At 70.9% G+C, this 25,745-nt stretch carries 20 protein-coding genes; 11 read left to right on the top strand and 9 right to left on the bottom strand.

The window, feature by feature from the left end:
• Positions 1–70: 70 nt before the first annotated feature.
• The 10 genes from ACIP5O_RS33605 (at position 71) to ACIP5O_RS33560 (ending at position 9,075) form a co-directional block, all read left to right on the top strand.
• Positions 71–502: a hypothetical protein gene (locus ACIP5O_RS33605; protein WP_401300583.1), complete on the top strand. Its 432-nt coding sequence runs from the start codon at positions 71–73 to the stop codon at positions 500–502.
• 232 nt (positions 503–734) lie between these two features.
• A complete protein-coding gene (locus tag ACIP5O_RS33600) occupies positions 735–2,609 on the top strand; it encodes a DUF3560 domain-containing protein (RefSeq protein ID WP_401300581.1) in 1,875 nt (624 codons plus the stop codon).
• 178 nt (positions 2,610–2,787) lie between these two features.
• Positions 2,788–2,925 carry a hypothetical protein gene (locus tag ACIP5O_RS33595; protein WP_401300578.1) on the top strand — a complete coding sequence of 46 codons (138 nt, stop codon included), beginning with the start codon at positions 2,788–2,790 and terminating at the stop codon, positions 2,923–2,925.
• Positions 2,926–3,002: 77 nt separating this feature from the next.
• Positions 3,003–3,269, top strand: coding sequence for a hypothetical protein (locus tag ACIP5O_RS33590; protein WP_401300575.1), 267 nt, complete (start codon positions 3,003–3,005; stop codon positions 3,267–3,269).
• 83 nt (positions 3,270–3,352) lie between these two features.
• The gene (locus ACIP5O_RS33585) at positions 3,353–4,273 is read left to right on the top strand and encodes a hypothetical protein (protein ID WP_401300573.1); all 921 of its coding nucleotides are present in this window, start codon (positions 3,353–3,355) and stop codon (positions 4,271–4,273) included.
• 73 nt (positions 4,274–4,346) lie between these two features.
• Positions 4,347–4,787, top strand: a complete 441-nt coding sequence (locus ACIP5O_RS33580) for a DUF6197 family protein (RefSeq protein WP_401300570.1) — start codon at positions 4,347–4,349, stop codon at positions 4,785–4,787.
• Positions 4,788–4,867: 80 nt separating this feature from the next.
• On the top strand, positions 4,868–5,974 hold the full coding sequence (locus ACIP5O_RS33575) for a DUF6884 domain-containing protein (RefSeq protein ID WP_401300568.1): 1,107 nt from the start codon (positions 4,868–4,870) through the stop codon (positions 5,972–5,974).
• Between the two features lie 179 nt (positions 5,975–6,153).
• Positions 6,154–7,428 carry a hypothetical protein gene (locus ACIP5O_RS33570; protein ID WP_401300565.1) on the top strand — a complete coding sequence of 425 codons (1,275 nt, stop codon included), beginning with the start codon at positions 6,154–6,156 and terminating at the stop codon, positions 7,426–7,428.
• A gap of 175 nt (positions 7,429–7,603) precedes the next feature.
• On the top strand, positions 7,604–8,410 hold the full coding sequence (locus tag ACIP5O_RS33565; RefSeq protein ID WP_401300562.1) for a hypothetical protein: 807 nt from the start codon (positions 7,604–7,606) through the stop codon (positions 8,408–8,410).
• 65 nt (positions 8,411–8,475) lie between these two features.
• A complete protein-coding gene (locus ACIP5O_RS33560) occupies positions 8,476–9,075 on the top strand; it encodes an HNH endonuclease signature motif containing protein (RefSeq protein ID WP_401300559.1) in 600 nt (199 codons plus the stop codon).
• 89 nt (positions 9,076–9,164) lie between these two features.
• Here the strand turns inward: ACIP5O_RS33560 and ACIP5O_RS33555 are convergent, their stop codons facing one another.
• Positions 9,165–9,767 (bottom strand): hypothetical protein, encoded by a 603-nt coding sequence (locus tag ACIP5O_RS33555; RefSeq protein WP_401300557.1) that lies wholly within the window; start codon positions 9,765–9,767, stop codon positions 9,165–9,167.
• An 899-nt stretch (positions 9,768–10,666) separates the two neighbouring features.
• Between ACIP5O_RS33555 and mobF the strand changes: the two genes are divergently transcribed.
• Positions 10,667–16,324 (top strand): MobF family relaxase, encoded by a 5,658-nt coding sequence (mobF, locus tag ACIP5O_RS33550; RefSeq protein ID WP_401300555.1) that lies wholly within the window; start codon positions 10,667–10,669, stop codon positions 16,322–16,324.
• Between the two features lie 63 nt (positions 16,325–16,387).
• Here mobF and ACIP5O_RS33545 read toward each other — a convergent pair whose 3' ends face one another.
• Genes ACIP5O_RS33545 through ACIP5O_RS33510 form a run of 8 tightly spaced genes read right to left on the bottom strand, consistent with a single transcriptional unit; the run spans position 16,388 to position 25,437 of the window.
• Entirely contained in the window at positions 16,388–16,936 is a 549-nt protein-coding gene (locus ACIP5O_RS33545; protein ID WP_401300553.1) for a hypothetical protein, read from the bottom strand.
• Positions 16,929–18,611 carry a type IV secretory system conjugative DNA transfer family protein gene (locus ACIP5O_RS33540; RefSeq protein WP_401300611.1) on the bottom strand — a complete coding sequence of 561 codons (1,683 nt, stop codon included), beginning with the start codon at positions 18,609–18,611 and terminating at the stop codon, positions 16,929–16,931. The genes ACIP5O_RS33545 and ACIP5O_RS33540 overlap by 8 nt, the downstream gene beginning before the upstream one ends.
• An 18-nt stretch (positions 18,612–18,629) precedes the next feature.
• Positions 18,630–20,177: a type VI secretion protein gene (locus ACIP5O_RS33535; RefSeq protein WP_401300550.1), complete on the bottom strand. Its 1,548-nt coding sequence runs from the start codon at positions 20,175–20,177 to the stop codon at positions 18,630–18,632.
• Positions 20,177–21,703, bottom strand: coding sequence for an SCO6880 family protein (locus ACIP5O_RS33530; RefSeq protein WP_401300547.1), 1,527 nt, complete (start codon positions 21,701–21,703; stop codon positions 20,177–20,179). Before ACIP5O_RS33530 ends, ACIP5O_RS33535 begins: the two co-directional genes overlap by 1 nt.
• A 6-nt stretch (positions 21,704–21,709) precedes the next feature.
• On the bottom strand, positions 21,710–23,572 hold the full coding sequence (locus tag ACIP5O_RS33525) for a hypothetical protein (RefSeq protein WP_401300544.1): 1,863 nt from the start codon (positions 23,570–23,572) through the stop codon (positions 21,710–21,712).
• Positions 23,565–24,338: a hypothetical protein gene (locus tag ACIP5O_RS33520; RefSeq protein WP_401300542.1), complete on the bottom strand. Its 774-nt coding sequence runs from the start codon at positions 24,336–24,338 to the stop codon at positions 23,565–23,567. The genes ACIP5O_RS33525 and ACIP5O_RS33520 overlap by 8 nt, the downstream gene beginning before the upstream one ends.
• Complete coding sequence (locus ACIP5O_RS33515) at positions 24,338–24,664, bottom strand: hypothetical protein (protein ID WP_401300539.1); 327 nt, start codon at positions 24,662–24,664, stop codon at positions 24,338–24,340. Before ACIP5O_RS33515 ends, ACIP5O_RS33520 begins: the two co-directional genes overlap by 1 nt.
• Positions 24,661–25,437 (bottom strand): hypothetical protein, encoded by a 777-nt coding sequence (locus tag ACIP5O_RS33510; protein WP_401300536.1) that lies wholly within the window; start codon positions 25,435–25,437, stop codon positions 24,661–24,663. Before ACIP5O_RS33510 ends, ACIP5O_RS33515 begins: the two co-directional genes overlap by 4 nt.
• Positions 25,438–25,745: the final 308 nt, after the last annotated feature.

Raw genomic sequence — 25,745 nt, 5'->3', positions numbered from 1 at the left:
CCGCCGCCCCGGCACCACTCGAAACCCACCCGGTGGGGCGGCGAAACGCCGCCCCACGGAGAGGAGCGCGATGCCGCGCGTCACCCGCCAGCACACCGTCGCCCACCACCTGGTCCAAGGCGGCTTCACCGACCTGAAGCTCACCGAGGCCGCGCAGAAGAAGGACCGTCCCGGCCTCTACCGCGAGGACGGGTTTTCCGTCCGCAGCTACTACACGCCGGACGGCACCCTGCTCACGGTGGCCGGCGCCTACGGGCCGGACTGGGTGATGACCCGGGCCCAGATCCGTTACCGGCTCGAACGGCCCTACATCCGGTACACCGTGATCGACGACGCCCCCGGCCTGGCCGCCCACGAGCAGCTCGTCCGCTGGGCCACCGGCGAGGAGCTCCGGGTCCGCAAGCGGGCCGCGGCCGTCCGCCAGGCCCCGCTCGTCGCCCAGCTCCGGCGTCAGCAGAGCGAACAGGCCGCCGAGGACGCCGGGCAGTCCGCCCTGTTCTGAACCCCCGGGCCGGGCCCGCGCCGCACCCGGCGCCGGCCCGGCCCCCTCCGCTCCCGGTACCGACGGACGCGACCCCGTACCGGAGGAGAAGCCACAGCTAAAACCCCTGCTCACAGGCCCCATTCCACTAGGTGATCAGGTGCAAGGCTGGTAATATTGAATGCGTTGGAAGGGGATGGCACCCCGACCGGCACCACCACTCGAAACCCGTACGAACGAAAGGCGTTACCCCGTGACCGAAACCCCTGCGAAGGGTCCCATCACCATCACCCACACCCGGGCGGAGGGCACGATCCTCACCGGCTCCAGCAAGGGTGACGGCATCTTCGAGATCGTCCGGCACCACAACTTCTGGTTCTCCCGGAACGTCGACGGCCTGTTCCTCAAGCACTCCCGCGACAAGGAAGCCCAGACCTGGCGGATCAACGCGGCGGTCGACGCTCTCCGCGCGGCTGGCTGGGAGGTGACCGTCACGATCGACGAGGACACCCGGCGGTCCTTCGGCGAGGCCGAGGCCGAGCGCGAGGAACGCGCGGCGGAGCGGGCCGAGCGGTTCAACGACCGCGCGGACCGGGCCATCGCCTCGGCGGACACCCGGCGGGCGACCGCCGACCAGCTCTCGAAGCGGTTCGAGTTCGGACAGCCGATCCTGATCGGCCACCACAGCGAGGGCCGCGCCCGCCGCGACGCCGCCCGGATCGACAACAACATGCGGGCCTCCTTCAAGGACCGGGACCGCGCGGGGCACTGGTCCAACCGGGCCCAGGCGGCGGAGAACTACGCCCAGCACCGGAAAGACCCCTACCGCACGCTGCGACGCCTGGAGAAGCTGGGCGCCGACCTGCGCGCCCAGAAGCGGCACCTCGCGGCCGAGAACGCAGCGGGCCGGGACGGAGCGCGGCACGCCCGGCTCATCGAGGACATCACCGACGAGATCACCCACTGGGAGGGCATCGTCGAGAAGGCCAAGGCTGAAGGCGTGAAGGTCTGGACGCCGGACGACTTCGCCCCGGGCGACTTCGTCCGAATGCGCGGCTCCTGGCACGAGGTGATCCGCGTCAACCCCAAGACCCTGTCGATCGCGTGGAACCTGCGCCTGGCCCCGAAGCCGGTGATGACCCGGGAGGACGCCACCCCGCCCGGCTACCGCCTCGGCACCTTCACCATCGACTACACGAACGTGCGGGCCCGCTGCCCCGGCGAGGTGATGCGCGCCTATCTCGCCGACGGGAAGGTCCCCGGCACCAAGACCGCGCACGAGGCGTCCGAGCGGCTGCCGGCGAGCGCAGTCCGGGCGGCCGAGGCCGCGAAGCCGAAGGCGAAGAAGCGCAGCGACCCGAAGATCCCCAAGCGCGTCAGGGTCGAGTGCGCCCCGGACCGCACCACGGCCACCCTGACCTTCCTGACCGGCCGCAGCCAGCCGCACAAGGACTTCGAGCCGGTGACCCTCACGCCCCCGGAGGGTGAGAAGTTCGCTGAGACCATCTGGAAGAACACCCTGCGGACCGCGGCGGTCGAGTACCTGGCCGGGCGCGGCTTCCGGCTCCGGGAGTCGGGGTACGGCGGCGGGTCGATCCAGGGCGCCAGCCGTGCCATCGAGGAGATCCCGGCGGCCGACTCCGAGCCCGAAGCCGCCGAGGACGAGAAGCCGGAGGAGCAGGCCCCGGCCATCGAAGACCGGCCCGTCGCGGTGGAGACGTGCCCGATGTGCCACTCCGGCCAGTGGGACCCGCAGGCCCGCGTCTGCGGGCACTGCCACCACAACCCGACGGCGACGCCGGCACCCGCGCCGGTCCCCGCCCCGGCCGCGCAGGACTGGCGGGAAGGTATGGCCATGGTGTTCATCGTCTCGAAGAACACCCGCAGGGCGCGCAAGCGGGCCCTGTGGGCGATGACCCGGAGGGAAGCGCAAGCCGTGTGCGGGGACCCCCGCACGTCGGGCCGCTCCTACATGCTCACCTGGTCCGACCATCCCGGCGACGAGGGCACCGCCTGGGAGTGGGTGCCGGACAACGGGAGTCTCAACCCGGTCCTCGAAGACCTCGGCATCACCCCGCGCCGCGAGTGGACCGTGACCCGGGAGGCCGTGGCCACCGCCACGACGTAGCGGACACGGACGGGCCCCAGCCGCCGAAACCGGCGGCCGGAGCCCGGCAATCCGTCCAGACCCAGACCCCTCAACCCTTGGGGATCAGGCTCAGAGCTGGTAATATAGAGCTTGTTGGAAGGGGGTGGCACCCCGACCGGCACCACCACTCGAAACCCGTCACCCACCGGAGGCATCCGTGAGCACCTCGACCGAGCAGACGACCGACCGCCCCACCGGCATCGCACAGCGATTCGCCGATGTCGTGATCAACCTGTTCCGCTTCCTCGGCCCCGACCCGGCCGCCATCGTCCGCAAGGACCGCGCGAAGAACTGACCCGCCCGCCCGGGGGCGGCGGTTGGCACCGCCGCCCCCGACCCGGCTCGAAACCCGAACCCGAACGAAGGGAACCCGTGCCCACCCTCGACTCCCAGACCGCCGCCGCCGTCTTCGCCGCCGCAGCCACCAGCACCGACTGGCGGCGCACCAACCGAGGCCAGCAGGTCCGCGTGTCCCACGGCAGTGACACCTACTACGTCGAAATCGACTCCAGCGGCCGCTACTTCGCCCAGATCACCGCATGGGAAGGCTACGGCGGCACCGAGTACGTCCAGGACGCCAACGCCGACCTGGACCAGCACCGCGCCCTGGCCGCCCAGGCGAACACCCACGCCCCGTAGACCACCCCTCCGGGGGCGGCGGTTGGCACCGCCGCCCCCGACCCGGCTCGAAACCCGAACCCGAACGAGGAGGACACCACCCCATGACCCACACCGCTCCGTACATTCTCGACTCCAGCGCCCTGATCCAGGCCGTCGACGAGGCCCGCGACCGAGTCCGCCGCGCCGAGGCGCGTATGACCCGCGTCGCCTGCGCCCTGATCGCCGCATCGGTCCGGGACATCCTCACCGACTACGACCCGGACCCCGCCGCACCGTTCGACGCCGTGGCCTTCCGGCTCACGGTGAACCCGTACCGGCGGGTGGTCACCGATGGCACCTACTGGACCGCGTCCGGCGAGGAGCGCCGCATCACCGACCACCTCGACCTCTTCGGCCTGGGCGAGTGGGTCTCCGAGCTCGACGGCCACAACCGCGACGTGTGGGAGCCCCTGTGCCAGGACGACGGCAGGGAAGACGGCTTGAAGCGCTACCGGCTCGACCTCGCCCAGGCCGCCGCCCTCCCCGCCGAGATCCAGAACAGCGACCGCCTCGCCGAGATCCGCGACCGGCTGACCTCCTCGACCCGCAGGCCCTGGACCAGCGAGGAGTTCGTCTACGACCGCAACGGCGGACTCGTCAGCGCCGGTGACCCCGAGGCCGTACACACCGACTTCGTCGTCTCGGACGCCGACGGCTTCAAGGTGGCCGAGATCGCCGTCAACCACGACGGACCCGAGGACACGCAGACCCCCGAGGAGGACATCATCGCCTCCCGGGCCAACGCCGAGCTGATCGCCCGCGCGCCCGAGGACCTGGCGTTCCTGGTCGCCTACCTGACCCACGCCTGCGGAGGCGAGGACGCCGAGGCCGCCCACCTGCGCGGGTACTGCGGCCACTGCGGCGCCGCCCTCTACACCTCCGCCCTGGACCAGACCCCGGCACCGCTGGACAACACCGAGTGCCTGAGCCGCCGTCTCCCCGGCGGCCGCACCCTCCAGCTCCACCACGTCCTGCGCACCTGATCCGCCCTCCGGGGGCGGCGGTTGGCACCGCCGCCCCCGGCCCGCTCGAACCCCGACCGCACGAGGAGGAACCGTGAACGGCACCCGCTACGCGCCCGACAGCGTCCTGATCCCCACCACCCCCGGGGCCCTCCTGGAGTGGGCCGCCGCGCACATCACGCGCGTGGGGCTCTACCAGAGCCGATACAGCCTGTACTCCGGCCCCGGCCGACTGATCAACCGACGGTGCTCCGTCGGCGGCGCCGTCGACGTCGCCGCCGGCCGCGACCGCATGGCCCCCGGCCGCACGTACGACCTGGACGCCATCGGCACCGTCCTCGAAGAGGCGTACCGAGTCCTGGCCGACCACCTGAACGGCGCCCCCGTCCAGATCCCCGACGGCACCGATCCGACGCAGTGGCGCCGAAGGGTCGTGCACCTGTGGAGCCTGGCACCCGGCCGCACCGCCCAGGAGGCGGCCGCCGCGCTCCGCGAAGCGGCCGAGCTCGCCGACGCCGCGCACCGTCTGTTCTGAAGGCCCCGCCCGGGGCGGCGGTTGGCACCGCCGCCCCGGGCCCGCTCGAAACCCGAACCCATCAGGAGAAGAACCCGGCCATGCCCACCAGTACCCCGCCCGCCGCGAATCCGGCGGAGGAGAACCGCACCGTTCGATGCCCCTGCTGCGGGCTGCCCAAGCCGATCGTCTCCGGCGCCGTCGTCGACCACCGCCCCACCCGCACCGCGACCGACCACCGCCCCACCCGCACCGCGACCGACGACTGCCCCGGCAGCGGCGCCCGCCCCTGGGGGCTGACCCGCGGAGCCCTCCAGCCGAACGCGGAAGCCGACGCCCACCACCCGCCGGCCCCGCCGGAGCTCACCCCGGCACCGCCGAAACCCGAGGCCCGTGACGCGCAGGACGTCGCCGCCCGCACCATCGCCGCCATCCACGCGTCGTGCGACCAGCAGCTCAGCCTCTTCGACCGGACCGCCGCCGTCCGACCCGCAGAGCGGCCCGAGCGCCAGGCCCGGCGGCAGCGCCGCACCCCGGCGGAGCTCCTCGGCACGGATGCGAAGTGGGTGGTCGTGCACTTCCGGCCGGGCGCCAACCCGTTCGCGATCCCCGACCACCTGCTTCCCCGGCCCACCCCCGAGCAACTGGCCACCGCGCAGAAGGAGGGCGTCATCCAATTCGACCTCACCCAGCCCCGCACCGATGTGCACGAGGTCCTCGCACCGCCCGCCGTCGGCCGTCCCGTGGTGGTCATCCCGTGCAGTGCCCGCAAGAGGCTCCTGCCCGAGGGAGTCGAGGAGCTCCCCGCCGCCCACCTCTACACCGGTTCGTATTTCACGAAGTGCCTCGCGGCCGCCCAGGCCATTCCTGGCGGAAGGGTCGTCATCGTCAGCGCCGAGTACGGGCTGATCACCCCGTACACCCCGATCCGCCCGTACGAGAAGCGACTGGACCCGCGCACCGTCGACCACGCCAAACACCGCGCCCAGGCGGACACCATGGGCCGCGCCCTGCGCTACGCCCCCGAAGTGATCGCGCTCGCCGGCAAGGACTACGCCGACGCCGCGGCGGCCGTCTGGCCCCACCTCCTGCGCCCCCTTGCCGGGGCCGGCATCGGCATCCAGCTCCAGCGACTCACCCGTATCGCCGAGGCCCACGATCCGCGGGCCACCGCCCTGGCCTACGCCACCCAGACCGCCGGGCGGTAACCGGCGGCCGCGCCGACGCCCGGCAGGTCGCTCACCGCCGTACGACCGCCCGGCGTCCCGCGGGCCGCTGGCGACGGCCGCACCCGATGTCCCTCCCCCGGCGCGCGGCGATCCCTCCCCGTGCGCCGGACCCCCTCGAAGCAAGGCAACCAACTGATCTCGACGACAAGGACTGACCGATGACCGATACCGAACCGGGGGAGCCGACTCCACAGACCTGCCTCCAAGTGGCGCGCGAGGCCGGCGCCCTCGCCGCCGCCGCTGACGACCAGGCGCTGAACGCCGTGTGCCGCAGCAGCTCCGGCAACGCCGCCCGCCTGGAGAAGGTCATGCACGCGGTCCACGCGGAGGCCGTTGAAGCCGAGCGGTACGCCGTCCTGGCGGAGCAGTGGGCGGCCGATCCGGAGATGCCGGACAGGTCGCTGCGCCACTGCGCCCGCAGCGCCGTCGACCACGCCGTGCGCGCCCAGGAAGCGGCCGGGGTCGAGGCGACGGCCGCCGCGCTGCGCACCGAGCTGGAGCGCAGGCTCACGCCCGAGGAGTACGCCGAGCGGGAGAGCGAGCGGCGCCGCGCCGAGGCCGAGCAGGAGGCCATCGAGCGGACCGCCACCGGCATGGACAGCGACAACCGCCACCTGGCCCGGATGAACACCTACCTCGCCGAGAGCACGGTCCCCATGCTCGGGTGGACCGCCGGGCACGTACGCGTTCTGGATGCCGCCGAGACCGGACGCCTCTACCAGCGCGGCGGAGAGATCCGGCAGGCCGCCGAACACGGTGTGTGGAGCGGCGGCCGCCGGGTGAGCCGGGAGCGGACACAGGACCTGGGCGCTGCCGGGTTCCTCGTCGTCGGCGCGGCCGCCGACGACGCCCGCACGCTCGCGCTCACCCCGATGGGCCAGGTCGCCCTGGAGCTCGCGCGGCTGTACCCGGCGGGCCTGTACGAGAGCGACAAGGCAGCGTACGAGGCCCGCTACGCCCGCGTCGCGAAGCGGCATCGGCGCATGGACGACAAGAAGGCGGCCGCCCGTCGCCTGCCCGCCCTGGAGTACGGCGTGGTCGGTCGCTACCGACGTCCGGTGACGCTCGTCGAGCAGGAGGCCCGCGCCGAGCGCGCGGCCACCGAGCAGTGGGAGGACGAGGGCGGCTACTGCCCCGGCGTCGAGACGCCCCGCCCAGCGGCCGGCGTGTACCTGGCACCCGCCCGCGCGGCGGCGGCCCCCGTGAGCCTGCCCCCGGAGTCACCGCATGGCCAGACCCCGCGGTGGCCGTTCACCCCGGGCGCCGGCCGCACGCCGCAGAACGCTGCCGGAGCGACATCGCCGAAGCGGAACGAAGTCACCTCGGCACGGGCGCGTCCCAGGGACTGCCCGCGGAGCAGGACGACGGCCAGCGCCGCCCCCCGACGTGCTCGCGGAACGAGTGCTGGCTGGGAGCAGGAGACCTTGTTCTGACCTGCACGGCGTTCAGGGCCCGGAGGGCGCCCCCTCCGGGCCCTGAACGCTTTTCCGGCACTCGACTTCCCACGCATGGCCTAAGTGCGGTATTTTTTTCAATGTTGGTTAGGGTGGCACCTGGCCGGCATCAACCGAGCACCTCGAAACCCTTACCTACAGGAGCACCACACTCATGATCCCCAACGGCGTCACCCCTGCCGGCGACCAGACCGCAGCCGACATCTTCGGCCTCAGCGTCGGCTACTGGCAGGACACCAAGCACTGGGAGAAGATCCGCGGCCTGAAGCTGCTCAACCGCCCCGGGAGCCGGCGGCGCGTCTACTCCAAGGAGCAGCTCCTGGCCGCCCGCGCGGAGGAGGAGCGTGCCAAGGCCGTCAACGAGACGCCGCGGTACGACCTCCCTCAGGTGCCGGCCGGCGAGCACCCCGACGACTTGCTCGACCTGGAGGAGTCCCTCTACGCCCTCCCCGAGGACAAGCGCGTCACGCTGTCCACGTGGAAGACCTACCGGTACGGCACTAAGACCCGCCTTCCTGCCCCCGACTTCAACCTCGGCGGCAAAGAGGTGGACGGCGAAGTCGTCGGCGGTGAGGACTTCTGGCGCCGGCGGACCATCCTCGACTGGGCGGCCAACCGCCGTGGTCGCGGCAACCCCAAGGGACGGCCGGTCGGACGGAAGGAATCGCAGGCCCGTCCGTCGAACCCGCAGGCCGAAGAGCGCCGTAAGCGGGCCCGCCTGTTGCTCGACGAGATCCCCACCGTCCTCACCGCGAAGATGCTCGGCGAGCACCTCGGAGTGCATCCGGTCCACGCCGAGCGCATCCTGCGCGCGGCCCGTCTGGACAAGGTCAGGGAGATGCTCGACGGCAACCCGGACCTGCTCGTCGAGGAGGTGCGGGAAACCCTCGGCCTCGACGTGCACACCCACGCCAAGAAGCTGCTCTACAAGGCCCGCCAGGCCAGCGCCGACGCGCAGTGAACCCCGCCCGTCCAGCCCTGGCAGGATGAAGATCGCCGGAGCAGGACGAGCGGGGGAGCGGCAGCGTGGGCAAGGACGCCGAGCGAGCACTGGACTACGTCGCCAAACGCGGCATCCTTGTGCCGCACGGCTGCCGACTGTGGGCCCGAAGCCTCACCACGGACGGCTACGCGAAGGCTGTCGTCACCGAGGCCGGACGGGAACGGACCGTACGGGTGCACCGGTGGCTGATGGAGCAGGTGCACGGTCCGCTTCCCGTACGGGCGGTCATCGCGCACAGCTGTAACGAAACGCTGTGCGTGCACATCGATCATCTGTCGAGTGCGACCCAGCGTACGAACATGAGGCAGATGGCGGACCAGGGCCGTGCCGCCGGCCGGGCCCACCTCGGATACGCCGACACCCGCGGTTCACTGGGCCGCGCACAGGCTCTCCAGGCCGCCCTCCGCGACGGGCTCGACCTGGAGGCGCTGGCCGCCGCCATGCGGGAGGGCGAGGCACGTCCGCTCGTCCGCAAGGCGCTGGCCGGAGGGTACGACGCGAAGGCGTATCTCGCCGCGGTTCGCGCGTCCGACCCGAGCGCCGCGATGGTGCCGCTGTTCTCCGCAGAGCACGGCTTGGCCGCTCCGGCCGCCGAGGACGGCGGACAGATGTCGTTGTTCTGACCGGGCCGGTACGACCAACGCGTAGGGCCCCGGCCCGGAGACGGTTTCCTGTCTCCGGGCCGGGGCCCTACGCGCGCGTTGACGTGTCTTCAGCCCGTCGGTCCTGGCGGAAGGGTTGCGTCCTGAAGATTCTCCGGCGAACCTTCCTGAGCCGGCACCGCGGGTGATCCGCCGGGCGGCGGGAAGTCGTAGGTTTCCGCTGCCGGACTCGGCTGTGCCGCGGAGGTCTCCGTGCCTGTCTCATCGGTGGGCGGCTCTGGCGAAGCTGTCACGTCGTCCGCCGACGCGTCTGCGGTAGGAGCGGAGGCCGCCGCGGCGGCGGCGTCAGCAGGCTTTTCGGCGAGTGCCGCCACGGTCCGCTCGAACGACTTCTTCGCCGCGCGTACCTGACCGACCAACATGCCCAGCCGCTCGGAAGCCTCCTGCGCGGAAATCTCGGTGTCGAGCATCTCCACCACGAGCGCGTCGAGCTTCTGCCGCTTCTCGACCAGTTGGCTGTTCCGCTCCTGACGGAGCTTGGCGACGCGACGCTCCGTCTCCTTGTCGAAGTCGTCGATCTCCGTCTGGACCAGGATCGCTTCCTCGGCGATGCGAAGACGATCCTTCTCCTGCTCTAGGAACCGTGCAGCCTTCTGCCGTGCGGTCTCCTTCGCCAGCACGGCCATCGACTTGCGCTGTGGCTTCTCTGCCATGTGCTGCTGAACCTCCGTGTCGTGTGACTGCCCCGCTCATTCTGCCTGCTGTGGTCCAGCCCCTGTGGTCGCCCGCCCGGGTGCCCTCGGCGTGGCGGAGCCCAGGGTCGTTGTGGGACGGTGCGGCCGGAGGTGCATCTGCACTTCAGGTGACGAGCCAGGCGGATGCGAGGCCGTGGTCTGGAGCGAACCTGATGACACCGCACGTGGTCGTGCGCCGATCCTGGCGGAAGGGTGCACGGCGCGCCGTAGGCGCGAGGGTCGTTGTGGCGCTGGCCGCGTACGCCGGCGCGGTGCAGCGAGCCGTGCGGCAGCATCGCTCGTGTCGATGCCCGGTACTGATGCGGGCGGGTGCACGCGCCGCCGCACCGGCAGAGCCGGGCGGCGGCGCCGGGGTGCGGCGGGCGGGTGCACCAGCGAGGCTGGAGGTACCGCATGTGAAGGAGGCCGGGCCGATGCGGAGCAACTGCACTGTGGTCGCACCGGCATCGCCGGTGCGACCACAGTGCAGTGCACGAAGCGAGCGCATCGGTCCGACCGCCGGTAGTGCACCTGTGACGCACCACCGCGAAGGCCGCGATCGACGAGGCGCTGCGGCAGTGATACGCCACGTCATCGCGGCTCAGCACCAGACGCGTCCACAGGTGACGCGCAGATGCGCCTTTCCACAGCCATGTCCGGAGGACCTGACTATGGAAAGCCGCCAGACGAAGTCTGTGACCGTATCGCTCTCTCAGCACGCCGCCGTTCAGTCTCACCGTGATCGTCGCAAGCTCCTCCACGGCTCGACTGAACGCGCAACGCGCTTCAAGATCAATACGGTCACAGCTCTTGCATTATGAATGTACTAGGGTTTGTATTAGGCCCTAAACGGGGTCGGGCCGGGTAAGATCCACCGCATGATGACCGTCCACAAGCTGAGCGCTGGGGACGGGTATGCCTACTACATCAACGAGACCGTGAGCGCCGATCAGCAGCGCGAACGCGGTCAGGAGTTGGGCGACTACTACACCGCGAGCGGAAACCCTCCGGGCTTGTGGATGGGCTCCGGCATCGACGCCCTGGGCGTCTCGGGAACTGTGACCGAAGCCCAGATGAAGGCCTTGTACGGCGAGGGCCTCCACCCGGATGCAGACCGCATCATCGCCGAGCGCATCGCCGTCGGCGACAGCGCGAAGAAGGCGATGCGGGCGGCCAAGCTGGGCCGCAAGTACATGACCTTCGCCGACAAGAACACGCCGTTCGGGCGCCGACTCGCCGAGGAGCTGGAGACCTTCGAGCGGCTGCACCGCCGCGAACCGGACGCGAAAGAGCGCACCGAGATCCGGGGCAAGGTCGGCGCCGTGCAGTTCCGTGCAGAGCACGGGCGCGGCCCGGAGTCGAAGGAGGAGCTGGGGCGGTTCATCAAGGAACAGGAGGGCGGCAAGCAGCGCAATGCGGTCGCCGGATTCGACCTCGTCTTCCGTGCCCCCAAGTCCGTCTCCGTGCTCTGGGGCCTGGGTGACAACGACGTGCGCACGGCGGTCGAGCGGGCCCATGTGCGGGCCATGACGGAGACGCTGGAGTGGCTGGAGCAGAAGGCCACGATGACCCGCACCGGGGTCAACGGGATCGCCCAGGAAGAGGTCTCCGGCGGGCTCATCGCCACCCGCTTCCGGCACTACGACAGCCGCACGGGTGACCCCCTGCTCCACGACCACGTCGTGGTCGCCAACAAGGTGCAGGGGCGCGACGGCAAGTGGCGCTCTCTCGACGGCCAGCTCCTCTACATGCAAGGGGTCGCCGCCAGCGAGCTCTACAACCAGCGGGTGGTCGAGGAGGTCTGTAGCGAGCTGGGCCTGCGCGCCGAGGCCCGGGAGGTGACCCCCGGAAAGCGGCCTGTCATGGAGATCGCGGGCGTCGGAACGGACATGATCGAAGTCCACTCGACCCGCTCGAAGAGCATCAAAGAGCGTACGGCCGAGCTGGTCGCGGACTACCGTGAGCGGCATGGATACGAGCCGTCGAGCAAGACCCTGACGGCGCTCATGCAGCAGGCCACGCTGGAGACCCGGCCGGACAAGAAGACCGCTCGACCCCTCTCCGAACTGCGCTCCGACTGGCGCCGAGCGGCCATCGACACGTTCGGCATCGAGCGCGTCGACGGCCTGCTCGAAGCGGCCCGCCACGCTGCCGGACAGGCCCACCCCGGCCCCGAAGCCGTGGCTCACCTCGACATCGACAAGGCCGCCCGCGAGGTCCTGGACACCGTCTCGGACCACCGCAGCGTGTGGGGCCGGCGACAGGTCTTGGCCGAGGCGAGGCGATGGGTCCTCCAGGCCACCACGGGTGCCGCACCGGGCCGCGATCTGGCCGCCCGGATCACCGACCGGGCCCTCAACGGGCACACGATCGACATCACGCCGCCGGACCTGAACCCCGCCTTCAAGCCCCTCACCCGCGACGACGGAAGTAGCATCTACCGGCGCCGTGAGAGCGAGCTCTACACCAGCGCCGCCGTCCTCGCCGCCGAAGACCGCATCGTGGCGGCCGCGCGTACCCGCGTCATCCCCGCCGCCTCCGGCCAGGTCTACGACCGGATCGAAGCCGCCTACCAGGAGGCCAATCCGAACCGCCGCCTGGACGCCGGACAGCGCGCCCTCGCCCGGACCTTCGCCACCTCCGAGCAGCTCGTGGCCGCCGGGATCGGACCTGCCGGTGCGGGCAAGACGACGGCGATGAAGGTAGCCGCCGACGCGGTCCGTGCCGACGGCGGACGAGTGATCGGACTCGGCCCGTCAGCACGCGCGGCCGCCGAACTCTCCAACGGTCTGGACGCACCGGCTTTCGTCCTGCACGACTGGCTTGGTGCGCGCGAACGCGCACTGGAAGGCAAGCCGCTCCGCCCCGAGTACGCCCTGGGTGCGGGGGACCTCATCATCGTCGACGAAGCCGGGATGGCAGGCAGCAAGCGCCTGGCCGCAGTCGTCGCCGAGGCCGAACGGGCGGGCGCCGTCGTGCGCCTGATCGGCGATCCCTTCCAGCTCAGCGCCGTGGAAAGCGGCGGCGCGCTGCGCCTGCTGGCGAACGTCACCGAGGTCGTCGAGCTGGAGAGCGTGCACCGTTTCCGCACACCCGGCGAGGCGGCCGCGTCGCTCGCCCTGCGCAACGGCGAGCCCGACACCGCATGGTCCTGGTACCTGAACAACTCCCGGGTGGTCGCCGGCACCCGGGAGCAGATGATCCACCGGATCTTCGCCGACTGGCAGAGCGACATCGAGGCCGGCCGTACGGCCCTGATGATGGCCGACGACAACACCAGCGTCGCCGAACTCAACCAGCTCGCCCAGGCGTACCGGATGGGCTCCGGACAGCTCGACACGACCCACACGGTCACCATCCGCGAAGGCGCCGAAGCGCACCGAGGCGACCTGATCGTCACCCGTAAGAACGCCCGTACCAACGTGCTCCGGTCGGGGAAAGACTTCGTCAAGAACGGTGACCAGTGGCAGTTGCTCCGGGTCATGGACAACGGTGACGTCGAGGTCCGGCACACCGACCACGGCGGCCGGACCGTGCTGCCCGCCGAGTACGTTGCCAAGCACGTCGAGCTGGGCTACGCCAGTACCGGCCACCGCGGCCAGGGCGCCACCGTCGACACCGGCAGCGGTCTCCTCACCCACCGCACCGCCCGGGAATCCGCGTACGTCCAGACCACCCGCGGACGCCAGGAGAACCGTCTCTACGTCGTGCTCGATGAGGGCATGACGATGCGCGACGTCCTGGACACCATCGCCCGGAACTCGCAGGCATCCGTCTCCGCCACCGAGGCCATCCGGACCGAACAGGACCGCGCTTGGGGCATCGGCCAGTTGGCCGCCGAGTACACCGACGTGCACGCCCGCGCCCTGTCCCTGCGCTACCAGAGCATGGCCCGCGACGTCCTCGGATACGGGGCCGAGGCGATCATCGCTGAAGACGCCTGGCCCGCGGTCGAGGGCGCGCTGCGCGACGCCGAGCGGGCTGGATTCGCGCCCGAACGCCTCCTCTCCACCGCCTTCTACGAGCGGGATTTCACGGACGCCGAGGACAACGCCGCCGTACTGAGCTGGCGCATCGACAACCACGTGGCGGAGGCCCGCGACACCCTGCGCCGCCTGGAGGAGCAGGGCGTCAGCCGCCCGCTGAAGGACCTCACCGACACGCAGTTGGACAGCCTCGCGGAACGCGCCGGCGAACGCCGCGCCCAGGCCCTGGACGAGCTGCGCCGCGCGGACGCCCGGGTGGACAGCCAGCCCCGGCCGGTCGTCGTCGACGGCCTTCCCGTTCCGGCCTGGCCCGGCCGCGAGCACGGCGATCTCACCCGCCCCCAGCTCTCCCAGGCCATCGCCCAGGCCCGGCGCGACGGCCGGACGGCGAACCGAGGAGGAGACCGTGAGGAAGCCCGCGCGGCCGCACTTCGACTCGGCGCGCTGAAGGAAGAGCAGCGCCTTCGCTCCTCGATGGCCTGGCGCGACCGCGCCCGCGAGGAATGGCAGCGCGAGCCCGGTGTCGGCCACGCCCACACCGTCGGCATGAACGGCGAAACCGTCGCCGCCGAGATGCGCGCCAACCTCCACGACCAGGACGAGGCGCGCCAGAAGCTGGACCGCGCCGCAGTCGTGGACCAGCGCGTACAGGCCGAACAGCGCCTGCGCCGACTCCTGCCCGACGGCCCCGCCCCGACGCCGGACAACACCGGCCGGTTGCCGGAGTGGCTGGCCCCACGCGACGTCGAGCGCGACCAGCACGCCCCCATGGCCTGGCGGGAGCACCTGGACGCCCGCCGCCAGGTCATCGACGCCCGCCTGACGCAGACCGGCCAGGCCCTGGCCGCCGATCCGCCCGCCTGGGCCAAGCCCCTGGGGCCGGTTCCGTCGCCCGGCACCGAACTGCGCGAACAATGGGAGAGGACTGCCGCTCTCGCGGACGCGTGGAGGACTCAGCGTCAGCTGCGCGACTCCGAGAACGGCATCGGCGGCCAGCCCGTCGGCGGCCGGGACGCGGACGCCTGGCAGATCCTGCACGATCAGGTGGCCGAGGTCGGACGCCGCGCCCGCGCCACCGAGGTCGCCGCCCGCCGAGGCGACGCGCTCGCCAACACCTGGAGCACCCCGGACGCCACGACCTCCCGGGACACAAGCACCGCGCCCGTGCCCGTCGCGGTCGCCGAGGAAAGCGTCGAGCCGACGGAGACGGTCATGGAGGAAGGGGAGGACCTGACCCTCGCGCCCGAGCCGGAGCAGGCCATCGAGCCGGAAGCCGTGCCCGCCGTCGAGGAGGAGCCGGTGGAGGCGGTCCGCGAGGACGAGCAGCTTGCCGAGCCTTCCGTCCAGGCGGTCCGCGAGGACGTCGACGAAGAGGTGGCCGTGCCCGCCGTCGAGGACGAGCCGGTGGAGGCGGTCCGCGAGGACGAGCAGCTTGCCGAGCCTTCCGTCCAGGCGGTCCGCGAGGACGTCGACGAAGAGGTGGCCGTGCCCGCCATCGAGGACGAGGCAGTCGATACGGCTGCCGACATCGAGCTGCCTGTGAGCGAGAAGCGGTCCGAGGAGGTCGAGCGGCCCGAGGACACGCACATCGAGCAGCCCGCGCCGGAGCTCACTGTCCCGGAGGAGGAGCCGCAGCAGTCCGTTCCTGCGGCCGACGTGGAGGAGATCCGTACCGGCGACGACCAGGCGGCCACCGAGGGTCCGCAGCGCCGGGACGAGGAGGACCAGGAGGAAGCCGTGCCGGCCGTCTCCACGTGGGAGACACGACCGTACGGCACGCTGTCCGACTCCGCGCTCTCCGACGCCCTGGCCCAGACCGTGGAAGCGGCGGAAGCCGCCCAGGAACAGGCCACTGCCCAGGAGGCGCGGGCCGCCGAGCTCCTCGCGGCCGTCGCCCCCGGCGGGCCGGTGGAGCAGAACGTCCACGAGCGCGCGGAACGCGTCCAGGCCATCCAGGACCTGCGGGCCGCGCCGGGCCGTCTGGAGCAGCTCAGCCGCCAGGTAGAGCAGCAGCGTGACGAGGTGCGCCACATCGAGGCCCGGCTGGAGGAGAAGAGGCTGGGCCGACACACGGTGCGCGGTGCCGAGCGGCAGCAGGTGGAGACGAGCCTGAGCCGTCTGCGTACGGCGGTCGAGGACACCAGTACGGCGATCGAGAGCACCCGGCGCCAGGAGGAGGAGAGCCGCCGGGCGGCCGGCAACCCTGCTGAGCATGACCGGGTTCTTACCGACTGGGAGAAGGCGGGCGGGTCGCGGGAGGCCGTGCTGGAGCGCACCGTGGCCTCGCGTCAGCGCCGTGCGGAGAACGCCCTCGCGGAGGCCGGCGCGGCCCGGAACCGGGTGGGCCAGCTCGACGGCGCCGCCGCACAGCTCCGGCAGGAGATGAACCTGCGCGATGCCCAGCCGTACGCGCAGCGCATCGCGGAGGACGCCCAGCGCCTCCAGGTGCAGCAGCAGGCCATGGCGGCCGAGCAGCAGCGTCAACAGCAGCAGGGACCGCAGATGCCCGGACCGGACCAGGGACCGAGCCGGGGCACCCCGAAGGCGTAGCCGGACGTAGAGCGGCGCCCCACCGAACCTCGGTGGGGCGCCGCTCTACATGCAGGGGGTCGATCAGCCCTGGGCCTTGGCCGCCTCCGCGGCCCGAGCCGCCGCCACCATCCGGGACACCTCCGCCTGCGCCGGGTGGTGGGCCGGGGCCGTGAGGAACTCGGGGTCGTCGTCCATCCACTGCTCCAGGAGCTCGCCGTCGGGCTTGGGGCGCGGCGGCGGGTCCTGGTGGGTGCCGTTGGCCTGGCAGCCGGGGCTTCCCAGGTGAGGGGTGAGCGCGTGGAGCGAGGTGAGCCACTCGGCCTCGGCGCGGAGAGAGAGCTTGGCCGGGTCGCCCGCGTACGTGCGGACCCACCCCAGGAACAGAGCGGTGAGGTGCTCGATGATGTCCTCGTGCCGGTGCCAGCACTTCGCCGGCATCTTCGAGTGCAGCTTGGGGTGGGTCGTCAGAAGCCAGTCGACCCAACCGGTCAGCTCCAGCAGTCGCTTCTCGCGCTCTTCCGGCTCCATGGCCCGCCACACCCAGCGGGTAATCGGCTCCGGCTTGCTCTCCTCGCCGTTCACGGCGGCCGGGGCCGTGGCCGGCGGCACCACGGTTGTGGGATTAGACATCGGACGCCTCCAGGGCAGCCGGAGCGGACTTCGTCAACGACGGGCCCGGGGCGGGCCGCGTCAGCCACTTCATCAGGTCGTCGTCCCGCCAGGTCAGCCGCATTCTCACCTTCACCGGCGGCAGATTGCTGTACTGCGCGATGGCCGTGAACCTGGGCAACTGCATCAGCTCGTGGATCGGGGCCAGGTCCGTCTCGACCTGGGTGGTCGATGAGGAATTCTGTCCGCGCCCCGTCGACTTCGTGGTGCGCTCCACATACGTACGGCCGTAGATGCCGGAGAAGTGGCGCAGGGTCTCGGGGTCGCCGCAGCCCGGCAGAAGCATCCGCAGTCCGGAGGCGGAGAGCACGGTGTTGGCGGCGTCGTGCCCGAACCGGGTCCGTAGCTGCGACAGGTCGTGCCAGACGGTCAGCACGGTGATGCCCATGCCCCGGCCCGTGGTGAGGACGCCCGGAAGACCGGGGTAGCGCAGCATGTTGCCGGCCTCGTCGACCATGACGCCCAGGCCGGGGGAGAGGGGGACACCGGTCTTGAGGTAGCGCTGCTCGGCGCCGTGGATGATCGACGCGATGATGGCGGTCAGCAGCGGTGCGTACCGCTCGGCGTCCGAAGGGGCGGCGACCAGGCAGACGGTGGCTTTTTCATCGAGCAGCTCCTCCACCGTGAAGTCGGTGCCGGCCGCGGTGGCCCGCACCTCCTCGTCCCTGTACACCGAGGCGATCACGTTCAAAGTGAACTGGATGGAGCCGATTCCATCGTCATGGAGCGTGACCCAGGGCCGGGAATAGTCCAGGGCGACCTCGGGGTACTCCGGTTCGAGGACCGCCTTGACGTGCTCGACTGCGTCCTTGCCCAGGGCCAGCCACTCCCGGAAGGAGTTGATGCCGCCGTTCGTGATGTTGGCGGCGAGCAGCAGACCCTTGAGGATGCCCCGGGCCTGGTCGATCCAGGGGGCGGCCCGTTTGTCGTGCCCGGAGGTCGAGGCGTTGGCCAGCCACTCCGCCATCCGGTCAGCCGACTTGGGGTCCTTGGCGTAGTCGACGGGAGACCACCGGGCGGTCCTGCGGCCGGGGATTCCGGCCGGGGCGACGACGTACACCGGCCCGAGGTGGCGCCGGCTCTCGTAGATCACATCGAGGTCGGCGGCCTTGACGGTGGTCACGACCAGCGGACCCTGCCACTCGGCGGCGTTGCCGAGGACCAGGCCGGTCGTCTTCGTTGAGCCGGGGACGCCGAACACGGTCGCGGAGATGTTGGGCTCCGCGGCGAGGATCTTCTTCGTGAGCTGTCCTCGCCCGGCCGTGATCTGGTTCGGCCGGTTGACCGGGTCGGGGTCGACGGCGAGTTCCTTCTCCGTCTTCACCCCGCCCCACTGAGCGCCGCCCAGGTTCTTCTTTCCGCCGAAGGCCTTCAACAGGAGGGCCACGATGACGATCAGCAGGACCAGGAGGACGGCGACCACGAGCCAGAACGCCCAGGTGGGGGGAGCCGGTTCGTAAACCGATCCGGGTCCCTGGCTGATGGTGAGCAGGATGGTTTCGGGCAGGCTCTTGCTGGACGACGCCCACCCGCGGCCGGTCACCAGTCCGGCCACCGGCGCGGCCGTGAGCACGATCGCGCTGGCGCCGACGAGGAAGCCGACGCCGATGGCGGCCAGGAGCGTGCTGTCGTCCATGCTCTTGTCGTCGGCCACTCAGACCACCATCCTCTCGTCCGTCTCGAACAGCGCCTTCTCCGTGTGGGACAGCATCAACTGGACCGCGTGGCTGCCGCCGCCCCGGCCGACCTTCCACAACGCGCGGCCTCGCTGGCCGGCGCCCCAGCTCCCGATCAGCTCGCACTCGGCGTCGGTCAGGCCGATCGCTTCGCGCGTGATCTGGAGCGGCTTGGTGTCCTGGGCGAGCTGGATGCGGGTCTCGCAGGACGCGATCAGGTCTTTGGCGATGGCCACCGCTTCCGAGCCGGCGGCGCCGACGGACTCGAAGTCGCTCAGGCGGTGTGTGGCCAGGAGCTGGATGGTGCCGGTCGCGCGGGACAGGCGCAGGTCCGCGTCGATCTTGCGGACCATCGCGGCGCCGCCGGATCGCATCTGCCGCCACAGCTCATCGCGTACGACGATCCACGGGCGCTCGCCGGGGCGGTCGATCGCCGACTGCGCCCAGGAGGAGACACAGGTCAGGACCATCGCCACGGTCTCGTCGCCGTACTGCTCCAGGGCGGAGATGTCGACGCTCTGGATCGGGGCGTCCCAGTCCAGGCCGATCGAGGTCTGCTCGTCGAACAGGCCGCCCAGGTGGCCGGTGATCATCCCGCCGAGCGCGGAGCGCAGGGACGCCATGTGCTCCCGGGCGAGCTGGATGTCGTCGTTCCGTACGCGCAGCTCCCGTGCCATGGCCTCGCTCGGGTCGCGGAGCTTCGCGTAGACCAGGGGGAGGGTCGGCACGCTCAGGTTGCTCTGCCCGCGCAGCTCGCCGGTGACCTCGCGGACCGCGACGTCCAGGCACTCCTCCTCCTGCGGGCGGAGGTTCCGCTTCAACTGGAGCTCCAGCAGCGCCTTCAACAAGGTCAGCCGCCTGCGGTGGATCTCCTGGAGACGGGCCTGGAGCACGGCCCGGTCCCGGATCTTCTCCAGCTCGTACCCCAGGGGGCCCGCATCGAGCGGGTTGAGCCTGCCCGCCAGGCCGGGGCCGAGCCGGACCGGCTCGACTCCGAGGTGCTCGCACAGTCCCTTGTACTCGCCCTTGACGTCCCCCGCGATCAGCGTTCGGTGCCCCAGGGCCATCAGCCGGAAGCACAAGGCCTTGATGTGTGCCGACTTTCCCGAGCCCGGGATGCCGGTGATCATGACATTCGGGTTGGTGGCGAGCCCGGCCTTGACCCAGGCCGCCGGATGGGCACTGAAAGCCTGCATGGTCAGGGTGTTCCATCCCATGTAGACCCCGATGGCAGGCAACGACGCCGCGTGCAGGAAGGGATAGATCCCGCTGGCCCGCTCGGTGTCCGCCCGGAAGACCTCGGCCTTCGCGAACGAGGCGGCCCGGCCCGCGAAGGGCTGAGCCCAGCCCTTGCGCGGGGCGATCCGCATGGCCGCCTCGGGGCTCTCCAGCAGACGCGACCGGCGCAGCTCCCGCGCGGAGAGCTGCCGGGGGACCGGCACCTCCTCCATCTCGCCGAGGAAGTCCCCGAGACGGGACGCCTTCAGCTTCGTGTCGCCGTCACCACGGCGGAAGGGGAAGCTCATCAGATGCCCACCCTTCGGTCGGGCAGGCCCTGGCCGAGCGGCAGGGCGGCGACGGTGAACGCGTCGTCCTGGGCACCCCACACGCGCCGGATCTCCAGGCCGGCGGACGAGGCGTCCGCCTGGAGTTCAGCGCAGGCCGTTTCCAGTTGCTCCAGGTCGGTGACCGTGACGGCGATCAGGGCCGTGAGCCGAACGACACCGTGACCGCTGGCACGGGCCGCGTCCTGGGCGCGCGCGGTCTCCGCCTCGCGGCGCTCGTCCTCGCTTTCCGCCCGGCCGGTCTTCGCCCGCAGCTTCCGTGCCGCGTCGCGCTTGGTCTTCTCTCGGGCCAGTTCCTGCCGCGCCTTCGCCGGGCCGATCGGCTCATACACCAGGGTCAAGGACCGTCGTGCGTTGCTGCGGGGACGAAGCAGCGGCTGGAGGAAGGTGGCGTAGACCTCGGACTGCGGGAAGCCGCGGACCTGGTAGCTGACGGTCCATGCGCCGTCGTGCCGGTAGAGGCCCCAGATGGTTTCCGTCGCGGCCGGCCCGGCGAGCTCCGGGTCGACGCCCTTTGCGGCGCCCTCCCATTGCGGGTCGTCCGCCGCGGTGTTGCGGGCGGACAGCGCCAACTGCGCCTCGGGGTCGAAGGCCGTACGGATCGTCTGGGCGACGCCCCGGGGCGGCAGCCACTCGACGACCTGGAGGCCGGCGCTCGACAGCGAGCCCGCCATCGCGTTGATCTCGCGGACCAGGACGGCGGCCGCGCCGATCTGCCCGCCGCCGGCGCCCTTGACGGCGAGCCGTGCACGCGAGGCCGACAGGGTGATGGAGAGGTAGGTTTCGCGGATCGTGGCGGCCGGTCCCGCTCCTTCCATCAGTTCGTCGAGCGCTTGGACGGCGGCGGCCGGAGCGTCCGGCGAGGTGTGCCGCTCGGTCCACGAGCGCAGGGCCGCCCCGTCGTCGGGGAGGCTGCGCTGGTGGACGGAGATGCGGGTGATCGCGCCGTCCTCCTTGCACTGCGAACGCAGGAAAGCGGCCCAGCCCTTGACGCGGATGTTCTGCCTCTCCGTGTCGATCAAGGCCAAGCCGGGGAAGGTGATCCGGCATACGGCCGTGTAGGTGTTGTCGACCGGGTTGTGCATGATCCCGATCTGGCCGCCGAGCCCGTCGGACGCCTCCAGCAGGTGGAGCCGGGCGAGGCGTCCCGGCAGGTCCATCGGCTGGGTGCCGTCCTTGGTCCGCGGGGCGAAGGCCCCGGAGAAGAAGAGGTTGCGGTTCGTTGCCACTGCGATCTGATGCCTTACTGCGAGGATGATCCATTCGTCTGCCGACAGGCCGAGCACGCGGCCGTACGCGAGCAAGAGCAGTACGGCGGCCAGGGGCAGGGCGAAGAACGCCGAACCCCACGAGCGCGTGTAGATGGGAATGAGGGCGATGACCGCGGCGGCCGCGACCAGGGCGAAGCCGAGGCCGCTCAGGTTCCCCATGAAGCCGCTGCGTTCCGACTGCCATCCGCCGTAGAGGGCCGGTTCGGTGTGGGACACAGGGCATCAGCTCCCGTCGGTCGAGGTGGGCGGAGACGCGGCCGAGACCCCGCCGCTCGCGGAGTCCGATGGCCGGGGCGGTGGCGGTGCAGGCGTCTCCTGGGGGATCGGCCGCATGTCCGGCTCCGTCGGCGCCGAGGTCGCGGTGGGCGGGGGGCTCTCGCCGCCGCCCCGGGGCGGGACGACCACGTGGCGGCCGCCCTGGGCAGGTGTCCCCAGGCCCGCGTTGGCGGCGGTGTTCTGGAATGACGTCTCCGCCATGTCCTTGCCCACGGCGGCGACCTGAAGGCCGACCCCGACGACGCCGCCGGCCTTGCTCATGAAGCTGCCGCTCTTGCTGCCCTTCATGGCCTTGGACCAGAAGCCGCCTCCGCCTCCGCCGTCGGCGGAGGTGGAGTTTTCGCCCTCCAGGGCCTTGGTGTAGCTGGCTCCGCCGCCGGAGGTGCCGGCGCCGCTGAGCGCGGGCTGGTTCCCGCCGAACATGGAGCTGACGGAGCTGCCGACGCTGCTGATCATCCCGGAAGCCGTGCTGTTCCCCTCGCCGTTGCTGCTCACGACGATGAACTTCGCCAGCATGGGCCAGCTAGTACCGGCCACGATGAAGATGATCAGGCCGACGATCACGTTCCGTACGCCCTGGGCGCTCGACATCGCGGAGAACCCGATGCTGAAGACGATGACGATCGTCGGCTTCATCAAGATCAGCGCGATGAGCGCGTTCCGCGTCTTCGGCCACCAGTCCTTGGTGGAGTCGGACATGGAACCGGCGAGGGTGATCGGGGTCATCACCAGCAGGATCATGATTCCGGCCTGGCGGACCAGCATCTCGATCCACAGGGCGCCGATGGCCAGGATGCACAGGATCGAGATGATGATCACGAAGCCGACCGCCGTCGGGGCGATACCGCTGCCGGTGATCAGCGCGCCGCCCGCCGCCGTGGCGCCACCGCCGCCGACCAGGCCGGCGAAGAGCGTGCCGAGCTGCTTCTCCATCGCCTTGGACGCGTCACCGTTCGGGCTTCCGCTGTCGAACGTGTAGTTGATCAACGCCGTCGACAGGGTGTCGCTCCAGTTCAGGGCGACCTGCGTGGCGAAGAGGTACACGCCGAGGATGGCCCCGTACTTCGCGAGGCCGACGACGGCGGTGACCAGGGGCCCGCCCGACTGCGAGATGGACAGCTTCGAGAACTGTACGAGCAGCAAGAAGGTCGCGATGATCAGCGACAGTCCCGTGGTGATGCCCAGTACCGGGCCGATGCCGGTCTCCGACAGTTTGATGGTGCTGACCTCGTTGAAGGCCTCGGCGAACTGCTTCAGCACCCACACCACGGAGTGGCCGAGCATCGAAGCGGCCTCTTCGAGCGCGTTCGCCGCCATCTCGGAAATCTTGCCCGCCACCCAGTCCAGCGGAGTCTTCGCGGGCGGGGGGTACTTCGCGGCGGCTTCGGCGTTGCACTGCTGGAAGGGCTTCTTGTCCGTCTTGACGCACTTGACGAGGTAGTCGTGGTATTTCTCGTAATTGGGTGCGTTCTTGTCCGCCTTCTTCTCCCAGCGGCCGAGTTCCCGGAGCTCGAACTCGGCGGCATCCTCGGGGTCGGATGACCCTTCGCCGATGCAGACCGTCATGCCTTCGGGGAAGTCCTCGCAGTCCACGGGAGCCCGGCAGTTCAGCCGGTCCTTCTCGCTGGCTGCGTCCATGTCGCAGTATTCGCCGGTCTGCTTGTTGATGCCGATCCGCTCGCCGTGGCTCAGCTCCTTCGGATACGGCTCCGGAGGCTTGGCGCCGGCGAGGGCTATCGACGTGCTCGACGTCAGCACGATCAGGACGGCGGCCAGCAGGGTGACCAGCCGTGCGAGGTGTCTAGCCATCGGCTACCGCCCTCCAGCCCTCTGCCCACGCGTACTTGCTGGCCGGATCGTAGGTGTGGGGGTACTTCACCTTGGCCGTGTGCTTCGGGTCGGTGGTGACCTTCCAGTCGCTGTTTTCCCACTTCAAGACCAGGTTGGTGACCTCGTCCTTCAGCGGGTTGTCGTCGGCTCCCTTGTCGCGGATGGTGGCGTAGCGGTCGAAGACCATCCACACGTTGATGACGTCCCCGCTGGTGTCGAGCGAGCGGGTGAGGGCCGCCTTCACGTGGGTGCTGAAGGTGATGCCGTCGGGGGTGCCGCCGGACGGCGGCAGGCCGACGCCCTCGCGGACCTTGCGGACCTCGGTGACGCCCTGGTCGATGGTGCCGGGGGAGTCCTTGGCGGCGATGGCCGTCCACTGCTTCCGTGCGATCACGTCGTCCAGGAGGTCGAGGTCCTCCCAGTAGGAGATCGCGGCCGACGTCGCGCCGAGCGAGGAGTGCTCGAAGCCCGTGCCGATTCCTTCGGCGCTGGACTTCGCCTTGAGCCGCGGAATGCTGGGCGCGGTGGCCGGGGTGAACTCCTTGACGGCCGACGGCGCCGGGGAGCTGCTGCTGGTCGAGGAGGCGCTGGGCGATGCCTTCGGGTCCTGCTTGAGGTCGTCGTCGTTGGCGTTGAGCGTCATGACGCCGAGAATGCCGCCGGCGGTGAGAGTGGCCACGACCGCGACCCCCGCCAGGGTCAACCGCAGCCGGGCCCTTCGGGCCTTGCTGTCGTAGGCCGCCATTACTGCCCCTGGGTCATCGAGTAGAAGCCCCACACGAGGCCGGAGGTGACGCCGATGCCGATGCCGGCGATGAGCGACCAGACGATGGCGGACTTGCCCCGCGAGGCGAGCTGCGCGCGCTCGCTGTTGTGGCCGATCGCGACGCAGGCCCAGCCGGTGAGGCCGCCCAGCACCGCCAGGGAGAGGCCGATACCCGCAGTCCAGCCGAGGATCTTGCCCGTCGGGTTCTGGAGCGTGCCGGGCAGGGAGGGAGTGAAGCCGGGAATGACCGGGGTGTCAGCGGCGAGCGTGACGAGGTCGCGAGTGGTCTGGAGCATCTGGCTCATGGCGTGAGGACCCCTTCAGGAGCAGGTTGGGCAGGTCGAGCTGGAACGGATGGAGTGGACAGACCGGCCGGACTGACGGCCGGAGGCAGTGGATCGCCCCATGAGCGGTGCGCCGAGGCGAGCACGGCCGCCACCAGGGCGTCACCCGCGTCCGTCGTACGGCGGCCCAGGCGGTTGGCCTGGGCCATTCCGTAGGTGCGGATGTGCGGATCGAAGGGCACGGTGACCACGGCCGACACCTGGGACTGGAGCATCGTCGCGGCCGCCCGTACCGCCGCCGGAAGACGCCCCTCGCCCGGGGAGGTCAGGGCCACGACCGCGCGCTTGAGCGGCAGCCCTTCGGCGGACGCCGCCTTGACGGCGGTCTGGAGCGCGGCCACCCCGGGCCCGGTCGTCGGTGCGCACAGGACAGGGACCGCGAAGGGCAGCGAGCACCAGGCCGCCGTCAGGCCGGGCAGGTGCTGTGTCCGCGCGGTGACGATGTCGTGGGCCATCGGGTGGGAGGTATCGGCGACGACGGCCCGCCAGCCGCCCCCGGCCGCGAGCTGGTACCAGGCGGCCGGCTCGGTGGGCAGGGGGAGGGCACCGTGGTGCCACTCCCGGTGGTCGGTGAGCACGGCCCACTCGCCGCCCGGCCCGGTCGACCGCGAGGCGGCCGCGCGGACCTGGGCACGAGTGAACGGCTGGTCCGGAGGTACGGACGCCAGCCCCGAGCCAGGCGTGTCGGGCCAGGACGGCCACGGCGACGTCAGGCGCGGGACGGTGTCCAGCACGACGGTTCCCAGGGAGGACAGTGAACAGGCCAGTAGGCCCGAGACAGTGGAGCGGCCGCTTCCGCCGACCGAAGCCAACACCGGTACAACCAAACGGCTTTGGTCGGGCAACGTCACGGCTGCCTGTGATTTCTTAGCCAACGCTCCCCCGCATTGCAAATGTAACGATCACGGCGGTCACTGGATGTGAACACGTGTCCGGAAGTCTATGCCGGGCAGCCGCACCACTAGTGGTGCCCTTGGGGCGGACTGCCTGTCAATTCCTTTATGCGGCACCTGACTTGTCTTTGTTTGTAATCTTTAACGCC

Source organism: Streptomyces sp. NPDC088915 (assembly GCF_044749825.1).
Classification (GTDB): Bacteria; Actinomycetota; Actinomycetes; order Streptomycetales; family Streptomycetaceae; genus Streptomyces.
The sequence above is the reverse complement of the archived record's forward strand: the minus strand, read 5'-3'. Positions and strand labels throughout refer to the sequence as shown.

Coding starts and splice junctions, on each gene's coding strand:
- ACIP5O_RS33565 (WP_401300562.1), top strand. CDS start 7,604: ATGATCCCCAACGGCGTCACCCCTGCCGGCGACCAGACCGCAGCCGAC.
- mobF (WP_401300555.1), top strand. CDS start 10,667: ATGATGACCGTCCACAAGCTGAGCGCTGGGGACGGGTATGCCTACTAC.
- ACIP5O_RS33545 (WP_401300553.1), bottom strand. CDS start 16,936: ATGTCTAATCCCACAACCGTGGTGCCGCCGGCCACGGCCCCGGCCGCC.
- ACIP5O_RS33515 (WP_401300539.1), bottom strand. CDS start 24,664: ATGAGCCAGATGCTCCAGACCACTCGCGACCTCGTCACGCTCGCCGCT.
- ACIP5O_RS33585 (WP_401300573.1), top strand. CDS start 3,353: ATGACCCACACCGCTCCGTACATTCTCGACTCCAGCGCCCTGATCCAG.
- ACIP5O_RS33520 (WP_401300542.1), bottom strand. CDS start 24,338: ATGGCGGCCTACGACAGCAAGGCCCGAAGGGCCCGGCTGCGGTTGACC.
- ACIP5O_RS33570 (WP_401300565.1), top strand. CDS start 6,154: ATGACCGATACCGAACCGGGGGAGCCGACTCCACAGACCTGCCTCCAA.
- ACIP5O_RS33605 (WP_401300583.1), top strand. CDS start 71: ATGCCGCGCGTCACCCGCCAGCACACCGTCGCCCACCACCTGGTCCAA.
- ACIP5O_RS33535 (WP_401300550.1), bottom strand. CDS start 20,177: ATGAGCTTCCCCTTCCGCCGTGGTGACGGCGACACGAAGCTGAAGGCG.
- ACIP5O_RS33525 (WP_401300544.1), bottom strand. CDS start 23,572: ATGGCTAGACACCTCGCACGGCTGGTCACCCTGCTGGCCGCCGTCCTG.
- ACIP5O_RS33540 (WP_401300611.1), bottom strand. CDS start 18,611: ATGGACGACAGCACGCTCCTGGCCGCCATCGGCGTCGGCTTCCTCGTC.
- ACIP5O_RS33575 (WP_401300568.1), top strand. CDS start 4,868: ATGCCCACCAGTACCCCGCCCGCCGCGAATCCGGCGGAGGAGAACCGC.
- ACIP5O_RS33555 (WP_401300557.1), bottom strand. CDS start 9,767: ATGGCAGAGAAGCCACAGCGCAAGTCGATGGCCGTGCTGGCGAAGGAG.